The sequence below is a fragment of the Streptomyces incarnatus genome (genome assembly GCF_001027185.1).
In the GTDB taxonomy this organism is placed as follows: Bacteria; Actinomycetota; Actinomycetes; order Streptomycetales; family Streptomycetaceae; genus Streptomyces; species Streptomyces puniciscabiei.
The window spans coordinates 1645685-1664096 of the sequence record NZ_CP011497.1 but is presented as its reverse complement, the minus strand read 5'-3'; the positions used below and the strand labels follow the sequence as shown (position 1 = coordinate 1664096).

10 protein-coding genes and 1 pseudogene are annotated in these 18412 nt (G+C 73.5%); 4 read left to right on the top strand and 7 right to left on the bottom strand.

Annotated elements, in window-relative coordinates:
• Positions 1-29: 29 nt before the first annotated feature.
• A complete protein-coding gene (locus ABB07_RS07350) occupies positions 30-2870 on the top strand; it encodes a DEAD/DEAH box helicase (protein ID WP_208897951.1) in 2841 nt (946 codons plus the stop codon).
• A gap of 653 nt (positions 2871-3523) precedes the next feature.
• Positions 3524-5665 (top strand): SWIM zinc finger family protein, encoded by a 2142-nt coding sequence (locus ABB07_RS40635; RefSeq protein ID WP_244189255.1) that lies wholly within the window; start codon positions 3524-3526, stop codon positions 5663-5665.
• A 127-nt stretch (positions 5666-5792) separates the two neighbouring features.
• Here ABB07_RS40635 and ABB07_RS07340 read toward each other — a convergent pair whose 3' ends face one another.
• Positions 5793-6308, bottom strand: a complete 516-nt coding sequence (locus ABB07_RS07340) for a transglycosylase SLT domain-containing protein (RefSeq protein ID WP_208897950.1) — start codon at positions 6306-6308, stop codon at positions 5793-5795.
• 476 nt (positions 6309-6784) lie between these two features.
• On the opposite strand from ABB07_RS07340, the gene ABB07_RS07335 reads away from it, so the two are divergent.
• Positions 6785-7438: a hypothetical protein gene (locus ABB07_RS07335; protein WP_208897949.1), complete on the top strand. Its 654-nt coding sequence runs from the start codon at positions 6785-6787 to the stop codon at positions 7436-7438.
• Positions 7439-7648: 210 nt separating this feature from the next.
• Entirely contained in the window at positions 7649-10318 is a 2670-nt protein-coding gene (locus ABB07_RS07330; RefSeq protein WP_208897948.1) for an MFS transporter, read from the top strand.
• A gap of 263 nt (positions 10319-10581) precedes the next feature.
• Here ABB07_RS07330 and ABB07_RS07325 read toward each other — a convergent pair whose 3' ends face one another.
• From ABB07_RS07325 to ABB07_RS07300, 6 genes and pseudogenes are all read right to left on the bottom strand, one after another.
• Positions 10582-12753: a SpoIIE family protein phosphatase gene (locus ABB07_RS07325; protein WP_208897947.1), complete on the bottom strand. Its 2172-nt coding sequence runs from the start codon at positions 12751-12753 to the stop codon at positions 10582-10584.
• Positions 12754-13132: 379 nt separating this feature from the next.
• Positions 13133-13618, bottom strand: coding sequence for a hypothetical protein (locus tag ABB07_RS07320; RefSeq protein WP_208903323.1), 486 nt, complete (start codon positions 13616-13618; stop codon positions 13133-13135).
• Between the two features lie 130 nt (positions 13619-13748).
• Positions 13749-14258 (bottom strand): GNAT family N-acetyltransferase, encoded by a 510-nt coding sequence (locus ABB07_RS07315; protein ID WP_208897946.1) that lies wholly within the window; start codon positions 14256-14258, stop codon positions 13749-13751.
• Positions 14259-14533: 275 nt separating this feature from the next.
• The gene (locus ABB07_RS07310; protein ID WP_208897945.1) at positions 14534-15979 is read right to left on the bottom strand and encodes a hypothetical protein; all 1446 of its coding nucleotides are present in this window, start codon (positions 15977-15979) and stop codon (positions 14534-14536) included.
• Between the two features lie 150 nt (positions 15980-16129).
• Entirely contained in the window at positions 16130-16306 is a 177-nt protein-coding gene (locus ABB07_RS07305) for a hypothetical protein (RefSeq protein ID WP_208897944.1), read from the bottom strand.
• 570 nt (positions 16307-16876) lie between these two features.
• Positions 16877-18304 (bottom strand): annotated as a pseudogene (locus ABB07_RS07300) (ATP-binding SpoIIE family protein phosphatase); the annotation flags it as partial.
• Positions 18305-18412: the final 108 nt, after the last annotated feature.

Genomic DNA, 18412 nt, shown 5'->3' with positions numbered 1-18412 from the left:
CGACGCACGGGCGGGAGGTGGCAGGACGTATGAGCGCAGGCGCGGCCGCGGTGGCCGAGCACACGGAAGGCTCCGGGCGGACCGAGGACCGGGTCCCGGTGCGCCTCGCGTCCGTGTATCTCCCGGCGCCCCTCCCGCGCGACGGCCGCGTCGCCTTCTGGGACCCCGACGGAGGGGCCGTCGAGGGCGGCACCGCCGAGCTCACGGTCGTACGACGCCATGGTGCGGGGGTGCGCCGCCGGAAGGTGCCCGCACTGACCCTGCCGCTCGCCGAGGCCCTGCCGCTGCTGGTCCGGGCCCGCCGCGACCCGGCCGCCCATCCGGCCACGGCCTGCTGGGGCGCCGCCGCGCTGCACGCGCTGCGGCTGGTCGCCCGCGGCCGCCTGCTGCCGGGCCTGACCCCGAGCGGTCATGACGCCTGGCGGGCGGGCCCGCTGGAGCCCGCCGACATCGCCCACCTGCGCGCGGTCGCCGCGGCCCTGCCGCCGGAGGGCCACGCCGTGCCGCTTCCGGACCCCGGTCCGCTGCGGCTGCCCGAGCCGGAGGCCCTGATCCGCTCCTTCCTGGACGCGGTCGCCGACGCCCTGCCCCGCACCCCGGCCGCCCCGCACGCCTCCGGCCGGCCCTTCGCCGCCCGGGAGCCCGTGGCGCTGCCACAGGCCCATGAATGGGCGGCCGAGGTCGCCGCCGGCATGGACGCGGGCGTGCGGATCTCGCTCCGCCTGGACCTGTCCGCGTACGACGTCTTCGACGCCGGGGAGAGTGCCGGCGCCCGCGCCGCCGGGGCGGCCGTCGTCCAGGTGCACAGCCTCGCCGACCCCACCCTGGTGGCCGACGCGGCGGCCCTGTGGGCGGGAGAGGCCGACTCGGCGTTCGGGCCGCGCTCGCGGGTGGACGCCGCCCTCGCCGTGCGGCGCGCGGCCCGCGTGTGGCCGCCCCTGGACCGGCTCGCCGAACAGGACGTGCCCGACGTCCTCGCCCTGTCCGAGGAGGAGCTGGGCGAACTGCTCGGCGTCGCCGCCACGCGGCTGGCCGCTGCCGGGGTCGCCGTGCACTGGCCCCGGGACCTCGCCCACGACCTCACGGCCACCGCGGTGGTCCGCCCGGCGCCCGGCTCGGCGACCGACGGCACCGGCTTCTTCGAGAGCGAGGAACTGCTCCGGTTCCGCTGGCAGTTGGCGCTCGGCGGGGATCCGCTCAGCGAGGCCGAGATGGACTCCCTCGCCGAGGCCCACCGCCCCGTCGTACGGCTGCGGGACCGCTGGGTGCTGGTCGACCCGGCCCTCGTCCGCAAGGCCCGCAAGCGCGAACTGGGCCTGCTCGACCCGGTCGACGCGCTGTCCGTCGCGCTCACCGGCACCGCCGACGTGGACGGCGAGACCGTCGAGGCCGTACCGGTCGGCGCGCTGGCCGCCCTCCGCGACCGCCTCACGGCGGGCCTGCGCCCCGCCGACCCGCCCGCCGGGCTGGCCGCCACCCTGCGCGACTACCAACTCCGCGGCCTGGCCTGGCTGGACCTCATGACCTCCCTCGGCCTCGGCGGCTGCCTCGCCGACGACATGGGCCTCGGCAAGACCGTCACCCTCATCGCCCTGCACCTCAGGCGCGCCCGCAGCGAGCCGACCCTCGTGGTCTGCCCGGCCTCCCTGCTCGGCAACTGGCAGCGGGAGATCGCCCGGTTCGCGCCCGGCGTCCCCGTCCGCCGCTTCCACGGCCAGGACCGCACCCTGGACGGCCTCGAGGGCGGCTTCGTCCTCACCACGTACGGCACGATGAGGTCGGCGGCCGCCCATCTCGCCGAACAGCCCTGGGGCATGGTCGTCGCCGACGAGGCCCAGCATGTGAAGAACCCCTACTCGGCCACCGCCAAGGCGCTGCGCACCATCCCGGCCCCCGCGCGGGTGGCGCTGACCGGCACCCCCGTGGAGAACAACCTCTCCGAGCTGTGGGCCCTGCTCGACTGGACCACGCCCGGACTCCTCGGCCCCCTGAAGTCCTTCCGCGCCCGGCACGCACGCGCGGTCGAGAACGGCGAGGACCAGGAGGCCGTCGAGCGCCTCGCCCGCCTGGTCCGTCCCTTCCTCCTCCGCCGCAAGAAGTCCGACCCCGGCATCGTCCCCGAACTGCCCCCCAAGACCGAGACGGACCACCCGGTGCCGCTCACCCGCGAGCAGGCCGCGCTGTACGAGGCGGTGGTGCGCGAGTCGATGCTGGCCATCGAGACCGCCGAGGGCATCGCCCGCCGGGGTCTGGTGCTGAAGCTCCTGGGCGCCCTGAAACAGATCTGCGACCACCCCGCGCTCTACCTGAAGGAGGAGGCGCACGCCGACCGGCTCGCGGCCCGTTCCGGCAAACTCGCCCTGCTGGACGAGCTGTTGGACACCGTCCTCGCCGAGGACGGCTCGGCGCTCGTCTTCACCCAGTACGTCGGCATGGCCCGCCTGATCACCGCGCACCTGTCCGCCCGCGCGATCCCCGTGGACCTGCTGCACGGCGGCACCCCGGTCCCGGAGCGCGAGCGCATGGTGGACCGCTTCCAGAACGGCGAGACCCCGGTCCTGGTCCTCTCCCTGAAGGCGGCGGGCACCGGCCTGAACCTCACCCGCGCGGGCCATGTCGTCCACTTCGACCGCTGGTGGAACCCGGCGGTCGAGGAGCAGGCCACCGACCGTGCCTACCGCATCGGCCAGACCCAGCCGGTGCAGGTCCACCGCCTGGTCACCGAGGGCACGGTCGAGGACCGCATCGCCGAGATGCTCACCGCCAAGCGGGCCCTGGCCGACGCCATCCTGGGCTCCGGCGAGGCGGCCCTCACCGAACTGACCGACCGCGAGCTGTCCGACCTCGTCTCGCTGCGGAGGCCGGCGTGACGGGCGGCGAACAGCGTCCCGGCGACGCCGCCCGCCGGGCCCTGCGCGAGGCACGACGGCGCGCGGAGACCGAACGGGCCGGCTCCGGGCCCGCGGACGCAGGGCGGACCGGGCCCGAGCGGGCGGAGACCGGCCGAGCGGAAGCAGGGCGGGCGGACACCGCGGACGACCAGCCGGCGTCCGACCACGCCGGCACCGAGCAGCCGAGGCCCGCGGACGTGGCGCGGGCCGCCCTCCGGTCGGCCCTGTCCGCCATGTCCTCGCGGCCGGACGCGACCGGCACACCGGACGAGCCCGGCGGCTTCCGCGCAGGCGACAGCCGCGCAACAGGCGCTCCGGACCGGCCCACCGCAGGAGGAGCGCCCGCCGAGAGGGCGCGGTCCGCCGGTGCGGGGGACCGTGGGGGGCCTGGGTCCGCCGGTACGGGTGACGGTGGCGTGGCCGAGGGAAGCGGTCCGGCTGGCCGTGATGTGCGGGGGTCCGTAGGCGCGGCCGAGGCGAGCGGTGCGGGTGAGTGCGGGGTGCCAGGGTCCGGTGGTGCGGCTGGCGGTGATGCGGCGGGGGCTGTTGGTGCCGGTGACCGTGGCGTGCCTGAGGGGAGCGGTGTGGGTGACCGTGGGGTGCCGGGGGCCGTGGGGGCGGGTGACCGTGGCGTGGCCGGGTCCGTTGGTGCGGGCGCGCGAGACCTCCCAGGGTCTGCCGTTGCGGCTGACCGTGATCTGCCCGGGCCCGCCCGTGCGGAACGTCCTGCCGGGCGCCCCGCCGACCTGGCCAGGGAAGCGCTGCGGTCCGCCCGCCGGGAGGCGCTGCGCGCCGAGGCCGAGGCGGCCGAGGCCGCCGCGCGCGGCGAGTGGTCGAAGGCGCCCCGTGCCCGGCGCGGGCCGCGCCCGACCGGTGGCCCCGCCGAGACGGCGCCGCGCCCCGCGACCGTCGCCGGACCGGAATCCCGGGCCGCTCGTATCAAGGCCGCCCAGGACATGCGGCACTACCTGGCCAACGCTTTCCGGATGCCGGCCTGGTCCGACACCCCGGAGGAGGAGACACCGGCCCCGGACACCATCGGCACCGACGACGGCGCCGACACCACCGGGACGAGCCCCGTCACCACTCCGGCACCCCCTTCCCCGCGCACACCACAGCCGGCCACCCCCACCGAGCCGGGCCAGGCCTCTGCCAGTTCGGACCGCTGTTCCGCCGAGCCGGGCCAGGCCCCTGCCGGTTCCGACCACATTCCCGTCGAGCCGGACCACACTCCCGCCCAGCCGCACCACAATGCCGTCGGTCCCGTGAACCCTCCCGCCGGTTCCGACCACCCTCCCGTTGGTCCCGCAAACCCTCCCGCCGGTCCCGACCAAACGCCCGCCGAGCCGGGCTCCACGTGGGGCGAGTCGGCGACCGCGCACACGCCCCACGCCACATCCACCCCCGCCGTCCCCACGACCCCGGCATCCACCCCCACCACCTCCCAGGACGCCACCCCGCACCGATCCGCCCCCGTGGCCGCGGCCGCCCGCGTGCCCGCCACCATGGGCACCCCCCACCGCGACACCGAACTCCGCCGCACGTTCCCGCCGTTCCCGCCCCGCGAGGCCGGTGCCGAGGATGTGCCGTTCGCGGCGACCTGGTGGGGCAACGCATGGGTGGCCGCGCTGGAGCGGGGCGCGCTGGACCCCAAGAGGCTGGCGCGGGGCCGTGGTTACGCCGACCAGGGGCACGTGGACGCGATCACCGTGACCCCGGGACTCGTGCTGGCGTACGTCCGCGGAAGCCGGCCCCGCCCGTACCGGGTGCAGGTGCGGGTCCGCACGCTGGAGGACGCGGACTGGGCGCGCTTCCTGGATGCGTCCGCCGACCGGCCGGGGCACATCGCGGCACTGCTCGACAAGGAGCTGCCCCAGTCCCTCGCCGACTGCGGGGTACCGCTCCTGCCCGGTCCCGGCGACCTCGTGCCGCGCTGCAGCTGCCCCGACTCCGGGCACCCCTGCAAGCACGCGGCCGCGCTCTGCTACCAGACGGCACGGCTGCTCGACGCCGACCCGTTCGTGCTGCTCCTGCTGCGCGGGCGGGGCGAGCGCAGCCTGCTCGACGCGCTGTCCCGGCGCAGCGCCGCCCGCGCGGCCCGCGCCGCCCAGGAGCGGCAGCCCGAGTCCCTGCCGGGCGTCCGCGCCGCCGACGCCCTCGCCCCGCGGGAACTCCCGCCGCTGCCCCCGCCGTTGCCGGTGCCCCCGCACCCCGAGCAGCCTCCGGTCTACCCGGCGGCGCCCGGCGGCCCGGACCCCTTCGCGCTGGACCAGCTCGCGACCGACGCCGCCGCCCGCGCCCACGCGCTGCTCGGCACCGGACGCGACCCGGTGGGCGAGCTGACGCTGTGGCAGGACGCGGTGCGCCTGGCCGCCGCCCGCCCGGGCTCCGGTCTCACGGCCACCACCCGCACCCTGTACGCCACGCTCGCCACGGCCGCCGGCCGCACCCCGGCCGACCTCGCGCGGGCCGTCGCGGCCTGGCGCCAGGGCGGCGCCGCCGGGCTGGCCGTCCTGGAGGAGCCGTGGGACCCGCCGGCCGGCCGCTTCGACCGGGCCCGTCCGCTGCTGCTCGCCGCCGACCTGCCGGCGTTCCGCCCGTGGCGCAACCGCCTCACCCATCCGCGCGGCCACGTCCAACTCCGCCTCGGCCGCGACGGCCTGTGGTACGCCTACGAGTCGGAACCGGGCCAGGACGACTGGTGGCCCCGCGGCACACCCGACCTGGACCCGGTGGGCGCCCTGACCGGTCTCGGTGCCCCGGAAGACGCCTGACGAGACGGCACCTGACGATCCGACGGCCTGACGACCTGACGTCCTGACCGCCCGCGGCGCGCGAAAGCCGGTGCCGGCAGCGGTCGTCGCTGCCGGCACCGGCTTTGCGGTGCTGCGATGCGCCTGATCAGTAGGCGGAGTTGACGTTGTCGATGGAGCCGTAGCGGTGCGCGGCGTAGTTGGCGGCCGCGGTGATGTTGGCCACCGGGTCGGTCACACTCTTGGCGGTACCGGAGACGTGGTACGCGTTGAAGGTGGGGTCGATGACCTGGAGCAGGCCCTTGGAGGGGGTGCCCTGCTTGGCGTTGACGTCCCAGTTGTTCTGGGCGTTGGGGTTGCCGCCGGACTCGCGCAGGATGTTGCGCTTGAGGCCCTCGTAGCTGCCGGGGATGCCCTTGGCCTTCATGATGGCCAGGGACTGCTTGATCCAGCCGTCGAGGCTGCCCGCCGTGCCGGCCTTGCCCTTGGCGGCGGAGCTGTCGTGCGAGGAGGCCGTGACCACCGAGGAGGTGTGAACCTGCGTCGCTTCGGCGGCCTGTGCGTTCGCGGGCATCAGAGTGAGGGCGACGGCCGCCGCGCCGGTGGTGGTGATGCCGGTGAGGGCGAGGGTGCGCAGACGGGCGATGCGGGTGCGAGTGGTCATGGTCATACGGAAGGAACTCTCCAAGGTTGGACGTCGTCGGTGCCGGCCGCTGTCGGTCGCGGTGGCGTGGGGCGGTGCCCCGTGCTGCATCGGGAGCGGGCAGATCCGGCGGTGTCCCGCTCGGTCGGCCTGTGGCTCTCGGCGACGACAGCAATAGTTAGCGGCGGGGTGGGCGCCGCGCAATGATGTGACGTACTACCCGACTACGGAGGAATGTCCGAAATGAGCTGCTATGAAGATATCTGTGCAGGTCAGGGCGGTGAAGTCGCTACGGCCCACTTTAGGATGTGATCCGCACCCTATGGGTGGCATCACACGAGCGACCCCCCTGGCAGGGCTTTTGTGGGCCTCCTGAGGGGGAATCCGGGTCTCTCGCGCCCGGCGCCGAGGGCAGGTGTGCGGGCCTCCGTATGAACTGTGTGGGTCCGGTGTGACGGGTCGGGGTGGCGCGTCGGCGCCCGGTGGCCGATGGCATCATGACCGGCCGGACCGGCATCCGGCGGGCGGGGGGACGTGAGACGGTGAGGGCGGCACGGGGGTATCGGGCGAGGGCCGACAGCGCGCCGAAGACGGTGCCGGGCCGTATCGCGATGGCGCTGTTCATGGTCTTCATCGGAGTGCTGTTCAGCGGCCTCGGGACCGGCGGAGCCGTGGATCTCGCCGACGGTCTGAAGTACTCCACGCGCATGTCCGGCACCCCGGGGCTGCTCACGACGGAGACCTGCGAGACCACCGGCACCGGCAAACAGCGGCACACCGACTGCTACGGCGTCTTCCGTGCCGACGATCACCGTCTGGTGGACCGGTTCGCCTCCATCGGCGGCTCCTACAGGGCCGGGACCGTGCTGCCGGTCCAGCGGGATGCGGGCGGCCACTGTCATCTGGTCGGGGTGGCCCCGACGGCCGGGCGGCTGGCCGGGATCTGCGCCTGTGTGGTGGCACTCGTCGCCGGCCTGACCGCCCTGTGCGGCGCGTTCTCCACCGTGATGCCGCGGCTGGGCGGCCGGATCGGCGCGGCGCTGTGGTCGCCAGGGGCCGCCCGGATGCTCGGCGGGCTGCTCAAGGCGTGCGGCATCGCCTTCGCCCTCTTCGGTGTGACGGGCGTGATCGGGTGGCTGGCCATGCCCTGACGACGCGGACCCGTGGCCGTGGACCCGCGTGACACGGCCTGTCCTCGCCGGGATCTACACTCAGTTGGTAGCCGCAAGCAACGGAACGTGAGTGACGGCCGTCACCTCGTCCGCTGCAGCACTCGACGGCGACCTGGTCGACCGCACGCACACAGGCCTCGGAGCCGGGCTGGACCCGGCCGGCGGGGCGAGGCAAGGAGATCCGCACGCATGACCACGTCCGCATCCCCGGCCCGTGGGGAAACCGCAGCGATACCGGAGCCGGCGCCGGCCGGGAGGCTGACGCACCGGCAGATCATGACGATCCTCAGCGGCCTGATGCTGGGGATGTTCCTCGCCGCGCTCGACCAGACCATCGTCAGCACCTCGATCCGTACGATCGCGGACGACCTGCACGGACTCAGTGCGCAGGCGTGGGTCACCACCGCCTACCTGATCACCTCCACCATCAGCACGCCGCTGTACGGCAAGCTGTCCGACCTGTACGGCCGCAAACCCTTCTTCCTGGCGGCCATCACGATCTTCATCGCGGGCTCGGCGGCCTGCTCGTTCGCCACCTCGATGACGGAGCTGTCCGCCTTCCGGGCCTTCCAGGGCATCGGCGCCGGCGGTCTGATGTCCCTGGCGCTGGCGATCATCGGTGACATCGTGCCGCCCCGCGAGCGAGCCCGGTACCAGGGCTACATGCTCGCCATGTTCGGCTCCTCCAGCGTGCTCGGCCCGCTGATCGGCGGTTTCCTCGCCGGTCGCGGCAGCATCCTGGCCATCGCCGGCTGGCGCTGGGTGTTCCTGGTCAACGTGCCGGTCGGCATCATCGCGCTGTTCGTCGTCGCCAAGGTGCTGAACCTCCCGCACACCCGGCGTGAGCACCGCATCGACTGGTGGGGCGCGCTCACCATCGCGATCGGCGTGGTGCCGTTGCTGCTCGTGGCCGAGCAGGGCCAGAGCTGGGGCTGGACCTCCACGAAGGCCTGCGTCTGCTACGGGGTCGGCGCGGTCGGCCTGGTGGTGTGGGTCCTGGTCGAGCGGGCCATGGGCGAGGAGGCCCTGATCCCGATGCGGCTGTTCCGCAGCGCGGTGGTCAGCAAGATGAGCCTGCTCTCCGTGCTCATCGGCATGGGCATGTTCGGCGGCATGATGATGGTTCCGCTGTACCTGCAGATCGTGAAGGGGGTCAGCCCCACCAGGTCGGGCCTGATGATGCTGCCGCTGATGGTCGGCATGATCGCCGGCACCATCGTGGTCGGACGCATCATCCAGAAGACCGGCAGGTACAAGGTCTTCCCCGTCATCGGCACCCTGCTGCTGATCGCCGCCACGCTGCTGTTCCACTACCGGGTGCAGTGGGACAGCCCGCTGCCGGAGACCATGGCCTACATGGCGCTGTTCGGCATCGGCCTCAGCGGATGCATGCAGATCCTGACCCTGGCCGTGCAGAACGCCGTGGAGCCCAAGGACATGGGCGTGGCGACCGCGTCGGCCACCTTCTTCCGGCAGATGGGCGGCACCGCCGGCACCGCGGTCTTCCTGTCCGTGCTGTTCAGCACCGTCGGCGACAAGATCAGCTCGGCCTTCCGGGCCGCGTACGGGACGCCCGCGTTCCAGGCGGCGCTGCATGACCCCTCCGTACGCCACAACCCCGCGAACGCGCCGGTGCTCGAGATGTTCAAGCACCCGGCGGCGGGCGGCGGAAGCGGCTCGGGCGTGCTCGACGACTCCTCCTTCATCCAGCACCTCGACCCGCGCCTGGCCCAGCCGTTCAAGGTCGGCTTCACCGACTCGATGCAGCTCGTGTTCCTCATCGCGGCGGCCGTGATGGCCCTGGGCTTCCTGGTCGCGGTGTGGACCAAGGAGGTGCCGCTGCGCAAGGTCTCCGGCCTGGAGGCACGGGCCGCCGAGGAGAACGCCGGCACCGCCCCCGAGCCGGCCGCGCCCACGGGCGCGGAGCCCGCCGCGACCACAGCCACCGAGCCCGCCGCCACGAAGCCCACCGCCACCGACCCCGCCACGACGAAGCTCACCGCCGACGCGCCCACCGCCGACGCGCCCGCCTCCGGGCCGCAGCCCGCCGCCGCGCCGGCCGACCGATTCGCACCCGAGACCGGCAACCCGTCGTACGGCGTCCACGGCCGGGTCCTGGACGGCGCGGGCACGCCGGTGCCGCAGGCCGTGATCACCCTGATCGACATGAACGGACGGCAGCTCGGCCGGGCCGTGAGCGGCGCGGACGGGGCCTACGCGGTGTCCGTCACCGGCCCCGGCACCTATGTGCTGATCGGCGCCGCCGGTGCCCGGCAGCCCCAGGCCGTCACGGTGCTCGTCGGTGACGAGCCGGTCGACTGCGATCTCGCGCTCAGCGGCACCGTCGCCCTCACCGGGACGGTCCGGGACGCCGCCCAGGGACATCCACTGCCGGAAGCCCTGCTGGTCGCCACCGACGTACGCGGTGAGGTCGTGTCCTCCGCGACCTCGGCCGCCGACGGCGCCTTCGAGCTCGCCGATCTGGTCCCGGGCAGCTACACGCTGGTGGTGAACGCGCCCGGACACCGCCCGGCCGCCCTCCCCGTCGAGGTCACCGCGTCGACCGCCGAGCCGTACGAGATCCGCCTCGAACCCGGCGCCCGTCTGGGCGGCGTCGTCAGCTCCGCCAACGGCCGCCCGCTCGACGACGCCAAGGTCACCCTGCTGGACTCGGCCGGGAACGTGGTCGGCACCACGATCACCGGCTCCGACGGCGCCTACGGGTTCACCGACCTCGACGGCGGCGAGTACACCGTCATCGCCAGTGGCTACGCCCCGGTCGCCGCGTCGGTGCGCCTGGACGGCAGCGGCGTCACCGGCCTCGACCTCGAGCTGTCGCACGAGGAGGGCTCCCGGTAGCGGTCCTCCGCGCCGAAAGGGGGGCGCCGAAACGGGCGTAAAGGATCTTCGCGGACCCTGGACCGGACTGCACCTCGACAACGGCTGGGAGAGCAGCGGCCTGCACGCGAGCACAGGCGATCCCACCGCGCCCCCCTGCGCTCCGGTGCCGGCGCGTGCCACCGCCGTCGCCCCGGACGGCAGCGCCGGCCACCCCGACCTGACGTGGCAGGCGCCGGGGCGACACCGGTTCCGAGCTGCCCTCGTTCGGACGACTCGGGAAGCTAGTCGGTGACCTCCGGCCGCCTTGCGGAACCTGAGGGAGCGGACGCGGATGTTCCACCAGCTGCGCCCGTGGTGCGGAGCAGGAGCACGGCGATGTCGTCGGTGTGCCGGCCCTGGGGCCAGCTGTGGTGCACCAACTCGTTGATCAGCTGGTCGAGTTCGGTGACGTCGGTGTGGGCGAGGTGGTCGGCGAGGCCGGCCGTGGTGTCGTCGGATTCCTGCCCGGGGACTTCCACCAGCCCGTCGGTGTAGAGGGCGAGGAGGCTGTTCGCGGGCAGCGGCAGGGTGATGGGGGGATACAGGGCCTCGGGGTGGATGCCGAGCAGGGGGCCGGGTTCGAGGGTGAGTGGGGCGGTGCGGCCGTCGGGAAGGCGCAGGAGTGGTGGGGCGTGGCCGGCGCTGGTGAGAGTGAGCCGGTGGGCGCTGAGGTCGAGGTGGGCGTAGAGGCAGGAGACGAGGAGGTCGGGTTCCACGTCGGTCAGGACCCGGTTGGTGCGGGCCAGGACCTGGTCGGGGGTGGCACCGGCGGTGGCATGGGCGTGCACGGCGGTGCGGACCTGGCCCATCAGGGCCGCCGCGGCGGGGCTGTGGCCCTGCACATCCCCGATGACCGCCGCGGCGGTGTGCTGGTCCAGCCGGATGACGTCGTAGAAGTCGCCGCCGATGTCCATGCCGTGGCTGGCGGGAAGGTAGCGGGCGGCCACGTCCAGGCCGTCGATGCGGGGCAGGGTCCGGGGCAGGAGCGCCTGCTGCAGGTCGTGGGCGAGCTGGTGTTTGGTGTCGTAGAGGTAGGCGCGGGCCATGGCCTGGGCGATCAGTCCGGCCAGGGAGGTCAGGACGGCGCGTTCGTCGGCGGTGAAGGTGTGGGGCCGCTCGTAGGAGAGGACGCAGCAGCCGACGGGCCGACCCGAGACGATCAGGGGCAGGAACGCCCACGCCTGCTTGTCGCTGATCTTCGGTGTCTGCGGGTAGCTGCGGGCCATCTCGGCCCGGTCGGTGAAGAAGGAGGGCACGCCGCTGGCGAGGACCTGCCCGGCGGGCGTGAGGGTGGTGTCCAGCGGCAGGCCGTCGAGGCGTTCGACGACCTCGGGCCGGTAGCCCCGGTGCCCGGTGATCCTCAGGCGTCCGGCGTCGGCGACGGACAGCACCAGGCCCTGGGCGTCGAAGACGGGCAGGACCTCGGCGGCGACCAGGTCGACGACATCGCGTACGCCCACGGCCTCCGTGAGGGCCGCGGACAGGTGCATCAGCTGGTACAGGCGGCTCACGCCGACCGGCCCGCCGGCGGTGGGTGGCCTGATCGGCACCGGGACGGTGGGCGGCTGGTCGGCGAGCGCGGTCTCGACGATGCGGACGCTGATGCCGTCGGGGCCGGGGAAGAGGTAGAAGTCCAGCCAGGTGGCGGGCGGGCGCAGGGCGTGGAAGAACGTGGGCTCACGGCTGAGCAGTGCGGTGCGGTACTTGTCGGCGTAGGCCGGGTCGTCGAGCCAGGGCAGGGCCTGCCAGGGCAGCCGGCCCAGCAGCTGAGGGGCATCGCGGCCCAGCAGCCGGGCGGCACCGGAGGTCACGAGGGTGATCCGGCCCTCGGTGTCGAGGGCGAGACTGCCGCCGGGCAGGCGTTCGGCGAAGCCGTCCGCGACCTGCGGGCCATGGGCGCCGACGGCGTGAACGTGGACGAGCCGTGGCTGCTCCGGGATGACCATCTGCCCTGTGCCGGCCCGGAGCAGGCCGCCCACGCGGTGGGCGGCATGCGTCATGCGGGCGCGCTCGCGGTTGCTGAAGTGCGGCGGGTGGTCTGCGGGCCACAGCAGCAGCAACGCGCCCCGGCGGCCGGGGACGGGCGCGGCGGCAATGCAGAAGCGGTACGGCAGTGCGGCGGCGGCGCGCGGGTAGCACCTCGCCAGATCCTCCAGGCCACCGAGCCAGACCAGGCGGTCCTCGCGTACGGCGTCGGCCACCGGATCCGGGGCGGCCAGCGCGATACGGGCCCAGGGCTCGGCGTACTCGGCGGGCAGGCCACCGGTCACCACCAGGCACAGCACCCGCCTCCGCTCATCCAGCACATAGATGCCGCCGCCCGACGCCCCGGTGCGGCGTACTGCCGTGGCCAGCAGCTCGTCCAGGGCCTGATCGAGCGGCCTTGCGGCGGGACGCTCACCGTGGCGGGGCATCGCCGGATCCCGATCGTCCGCCGGCCGTGTCCCGGCGGGTGAAGCGGGCACGGGCGGCATCGCCGCTGATGCCCAGCACCCTCCGGATCAGCGGTCGGCCCACCAGGACCCGCCGGTCCGCCGGCACTGCCGGACGCACCCGATGGCCGGTGGGGCGGGGAATCCGGGTGACGGCCGTGCGACGGGCGGCCAGGGCCGGGCTCCCGCGCCGGGCCTGCCGGGCCGCCTGCCGGTGCCCGGCCCGATGGCACTGGCCGACGGCGGCGGAATCCTGTGCCGCCGCGCACCAGGCACAGCGTGCGTCCCTCATACCAGGACACTACGCCCGCACTCGCCGTGTCACTTTCCGCGCGAAGACCGATCACGAGGTCACGCAGCATCAGCCGGCGCGGCACTGATCATCGAGGGATGCCTGCCGGGCGAGGAACTCCTCGAACGCCGCCTTCTGCTTCGGATCCATGAACCCTTGGCGGACACTACGGGCCTTCTCCCGCAGCCAGTGCGCCTCGTCCGGGTCCAGCAGCTCGGCGACCACCACGCCCTTGCGAGCAACCGCCGTACGCCGTCCCGCGCGACGTCGAAAGAGCGTGAACGGGCCGAACTCCGCCGGGTGGGCCAGTTCCGGCTCCTCCGCCACGGCCCGGTCCTCTTCCCCGGCGTCACTCGTCGGGCAGGCGGCGGGGGCCCAGTGCTCCCAGAGCGCCAGGGTGGCCGCGGGCACCAGCACCGCCCGTTCCGCCTCGTCACGCCCTTCCCACAGGAACGTGACAGTGACGGGCTCGCCGACCGCCTCGGCCAACCCGAGCACCCGCTCCATCTCATCGTTGGTCGGGTGACTCACCACTACATCGATCTGGAGGCCCATGACCCCGAGGCTACTGGCCGCTTCCGACAAGGCAGTTGGAAGCTCCTGCGCCTCGTCGGCCATGACGCGTCAGGTGCACCGTCCGGCACCGGGCCGCGCACGCTTCGGGCCGGGGACGTGCGCGGGTGGGTCAGACGCCGAAAGCAGCGGGATAGGCGATGGTGCCCCGCGGCACCTGCCGCCCGGTATCCAGCGGCAGAGCCATCATGGCCTCGTCCGGAACCTCGAAGGGGGCCCGGATGCCGTAGCGGGAGGCCGGGACGAACCCGAAACGCGGATAGTAGTCGGCGTGGCCCAGCACCACGACCAGCCTCTCGCCCCGGGCGCGTGCCGCGTCCAGCACGGCGTTGATCGCGGCGGCACCGGCACCCTGGCGCTGCCGGTCGGGCAGGACCGCGCACGGGGCGAGCGCCAGCGCTTCCTGCCCGCCTACCCGGCAGCGGGTCAGCAGCGCATGACCGACCACCGTGCCTGCACCGTCCACGGCGAGCATCGACAGCCCCTCGATCCACGCCGCCGGGTCACGGCGCAGCGCGTCCACCAGGTCGGCCTCGGCCGCAGTGGAGAAGGCGGCGAGATTGACGGCGCGCACCGCCGGCGCGTCGCCCTCGCGTTCCGGGCGGGTGGTCCAGGTCGGCATGAAAGAACGTGTCCGTTCGGTTGGGTGAGACGGGCAGCTGGCCCGCTGGAGCGGCGCCTTCCCCACCCCGGCATCCTTCCACAGAGGCGCAGGTCAGCCCAGTTCGACGGACATCAAGACCGCCATCCTGAAGGAGAACCTGGCCGCACATCACTTGGCCCTGCGCGTCACGCTGCCCACAGGAGACGGAGACACCGTGCTGGCCCCCGGCTCGCTTGGCCCCGGCGGAGACGGTGGAGAGGGCACAGGACTCGGGCTGCGGCTGCTCCTGCGCGCTACATGGGGATGTGTCGCAGCGCGGCTGCCATGATCCGCCGCCGCTGCTGGTGTGTCAGTTCGTACTCCATCACTTGCCGGGCGACGCCGGCGGGAGCCCCTCCCAAACGGTCGATGATCTCGTCGGGGTCCATGGCGTCGTATCCGGCCCAGGGCTCAGCGCCGCGCAGTCGGTCGATGGCGTCGAGGACGGCCCGCCGATTCTGATGCACGCGCTCGTAGCCCTGTACCACCGTGAGATCCGTACGGGACAGGCCGCTCAGCCGCTGCTGGATCTCGGTGATGCCGAGTCGGCCGTAACCGGCGATGGGCAGGTCCTCCTCGCGGCCGGCCTCGCCGCGGATCTCGTCCGGTGCCTTGTGGGTGGCTTCGGCCGTGACGCGCAGCCTGGCCTCCGCCGCGTCGATCACCGCATCGCGGTGTCGATGGCGCCGTTCGTACGCGAGCTCCTGCTGGACCACGCTGTCGTCGACGTCGTGCAGATGGGTCTTGATCTCTTCCGGGCTCATCGCGTCATAGCCGTTCCATGGCTCGGCTTCGCGGAGATCCTCGACGGCCTTCAGTACGTCGGGCCGACCCGCGTGTGCGCGTTCGTAGCCCTCGATCCTCGTCAGCTCTGTCTGGGACAGGCCCCGCAGCCTGTGCCGGATCTCCGTGATGCCGAGCCGGCTGAACCCCGGGACGGGCAGCTCCTGCGCGCGGGTGAGCGCGCCGCGGGCCTCCTGGGCCATGCGGGCGGCGTCGGGCAGCTCCCGCCAGACACCCTCAGCGGTGTCTCTCACGCGCCTGGCGGTCCTCCGGGTGGCCGCTCCCAGCAGGAACACGGCCGCGCGGACCGGGCGGACGACCTCAGCGAGGGGAGTTCGCTCTTCGGCGGTCCCGGCCCGGCGCGGGTGGTGGCCGTTGGTGGCTGCCGCCACGGCCCTGGCATGCCGGATGAGCTCACCCTCGAGGGTCTCCAGCAGCTGCTCGTCCTCGCGGCGCAACGCGGCCAGGAGGTCGGCGGTCTCCTGATCGTTGACCTGTTCGGCGATGTCCTTGGCCACCCGGCAGGTCGCCAGAGCCCGGGCGGCGGCCCCGTACTCGGCCTCGGTGATCTCCAGCAGCCGACGGTCATCGGGGGCCCCTTGACCACGCATCATCTCTGCCACGGCCGACATCCCCGTCTCCAGGGGCAGGAGCGTCACCCGCACGAGGCCGCGCGCGCCGAATCTCGTCACCTGCGCGGCAGCGGACAGCAGCCCACGGGAAGGGCGCACCTCGCGGACACGGTCCTCGATGCGTTCGAGGTGACTCTGCGCCTCGGTCACCCGGCGCTCGAGCTCTTGCCGGTGGGCACCTGGAGGAGTGTGGTTCGCATCCGTGCGGAATCGGTCGGCGACCGCGGCGTGAGCCTCGAGGGCATCCTCCAGCGCCGGCGTCAGCACCTCGGCCATCGCTGCCATCAGCTGCTCCTGGGGATCGGTGCGACATCGCCGCCGCGCACGGGCAAGGCCGCCCACACGTCCTCACCGCGGCAAGGCCAACCGGTACTCATCTTGCGGAAGCTTGCCGAAGATCGCCCGCCGAGCGGTTCGGCCCTTGGGCCAGGACGGTCACTCCGGGCGGAGGGGTGGCTGCTCGGGGATCACCGGCGTCGCGTCCTCGGCGGTCTCAGGGTCCGGCGAGGGACTGGGAGGCGAGGGCCTCGCACCGAAGAGTCGCTCCTCGAACACGTCCAACCCCATCAAGAGCGCGAACATCAGTACCGGAACGAACAGCGCCAGGACCATGGTCGCCTCCCCGTACGGCTTGCCGTGTGCCGCGGTGAGCAGCTGGTGCCGACGCGGACGCGCGGAGTGCTCGGCACCGCCGTGCCGTCATCGTCACCCGGGTGGCCGCCGTCCGAAAGCGTGGAGGTGCCCGCGGGAGCCCCCCCGGGAGACCTCCGACGTGGCCGATGGGCTCGTCGGGGGCGTCCTGCCAGGCATGGCGTCCTGCCCGGTGACCCCACCGAGCGGTTGGGCCGTTCGGGTGGCATGACGCTTGTTTGCCGACCGTCTGTTGACGGTGATGTTCGGCTGACCCGATTGCTGTGCCGGTGGAGGCGGTTCGTTCGAGCCGATCCCGCATCTCCGCTCTTTCGGGGTGCCCGGCCATTGCACCGGCTGCTGGAATCCCGTGAGAGCTTGGACCGGCCCATGCACAGGGCTGTCATGCGTTCATGCCGGGACCTCGCGCTTGGGGCGCTTGGCGGTTGGCGGGCTGCGGTCCGCGCGACGGTTGTCGGGCACCGCAGACGTGCGGTTGCCCGCACGGAGAGACCTTGGGGCGCGAGGGGGCCGTGGCGGGGGCCCGCGTCGCGGAGGCGGCGGCTGCTCGGCCCAGATGGTCTTGCCGGTGGGAGTGTGCCGAGTACCCCAGCGTTCGGCGAGCTGACCGACCAGGAAGAGGCCGCGGCCGCCCTCGTCCAGCTCGCGGGCCCGGCGCAGGTGCGGGGTCGTGCTGCTGGCGTCGGAGACCTCGCAGATCAAGGCGGCGTCGTGGATGAGTCGCAGCTGGATCGGGGGCTGGGCGTGACGGATGGCGTTGGTGACCAGCTCGCTGACGATCAGCTCGGTGGTGAACGCGGCGTCCTGGAGTCCCCAGGCGGACAGCTGGCCCGCCGCCTGCCGGCGTACGTCGGCGACGACGGCCGGATCCGAGGGCAGGTCCCAGGAGGCTACGTGCGAGGCGCCCATGATGTGGGTGCGTGCCACGAGCAGCGCGGCGTCGTCGTCCGGTCGGCCCGGCAGGAGCCCCTCCACGATGCGGTCGCAGGTCGCCTCGAGCGAGGGAGCGGCCGGGAGGGTCAGGGTGTCCAGAAGCGTGCGCTGTCCGGAGTCGATGTCGCGGCGGGTCCCGATCAGGCCGTCGGTGTACAGGACGAGGAGACTGCCTTCGGGCACTCGGGTGTCGGTGGCTTCGAACGGCAGGCCGCCCACGCCCAGGGGCGGTCCCGGCGGGACGGCGAGGAAGCGCACGGTGCCGTCCGGGGTGACGAGGGCGGGGGCGAGATGGCCGGCGCTGGCCATGGTGCAGTGGGCGGATATGGGGTCGTACACCGCGTACAGGCAGGTCGCGCCGACCTCGCCCGCCGATTCGACGCCTTCCTCGATCTCTTCGAGGATGAGGTCGTCGAGCTGGGTCAGCAGCTCGTCGGGCGGGAGGTCGACATCGGCGAGGGTGCGTACCGCGGTGCGCAGTCGGCCCATGGTGGCGGAGGCCTGGATGCCGTGGCCCACGACGTCGCCGACGACCAGGGCGACGCGGGCTCCCGACAGGGGGATGACGTCGAACCAGTCACCGCCGACGCCGGCCCGGGGATCGGCGGGCAGATAGCGTGTCCCCGTCTCCACGGCCATCTGGGCCAGCTGATGGTGTCGGAGCAGACTGCGCTGGAGCATCAGGTCGGCCCCGTCGCCCTCCTGGGGCAGATCGGCCTGGAGGAACCATGCCACGTGCTGCTCGGCGTCCATCAGAGGCCAGGCCCGCAGTTCGGCCTCCTTCGGGAGACCCGCACGGTCGCGCAGCGCGACCCGGCCCATCCACGCCTGGCGCCGCGAGATGCTCTGCCTGGCCGCTTCGGGAAGGTCGGCAGCCAGGAGCCGCGAGGCCCTGCTGCCCACGACCTCGCCCGGCGTGTATCCGAGGAACAGCCGGGCACCGCGGCTCCACGCAGTGACAACACCCTGCGCGTCCACGGACGCGACAGCTGCTTCGGCAACTTGCGGAATACCGTACGTACGCATCGTTCTCTGTCCCGCATGTGCTCTGCTCCGGCGGTCGACGACGCGTCCCGCGGCACCCCCACGTCCGCTCGGCGACATTAACGCCCGCCATAACGCAGACAACGTTGA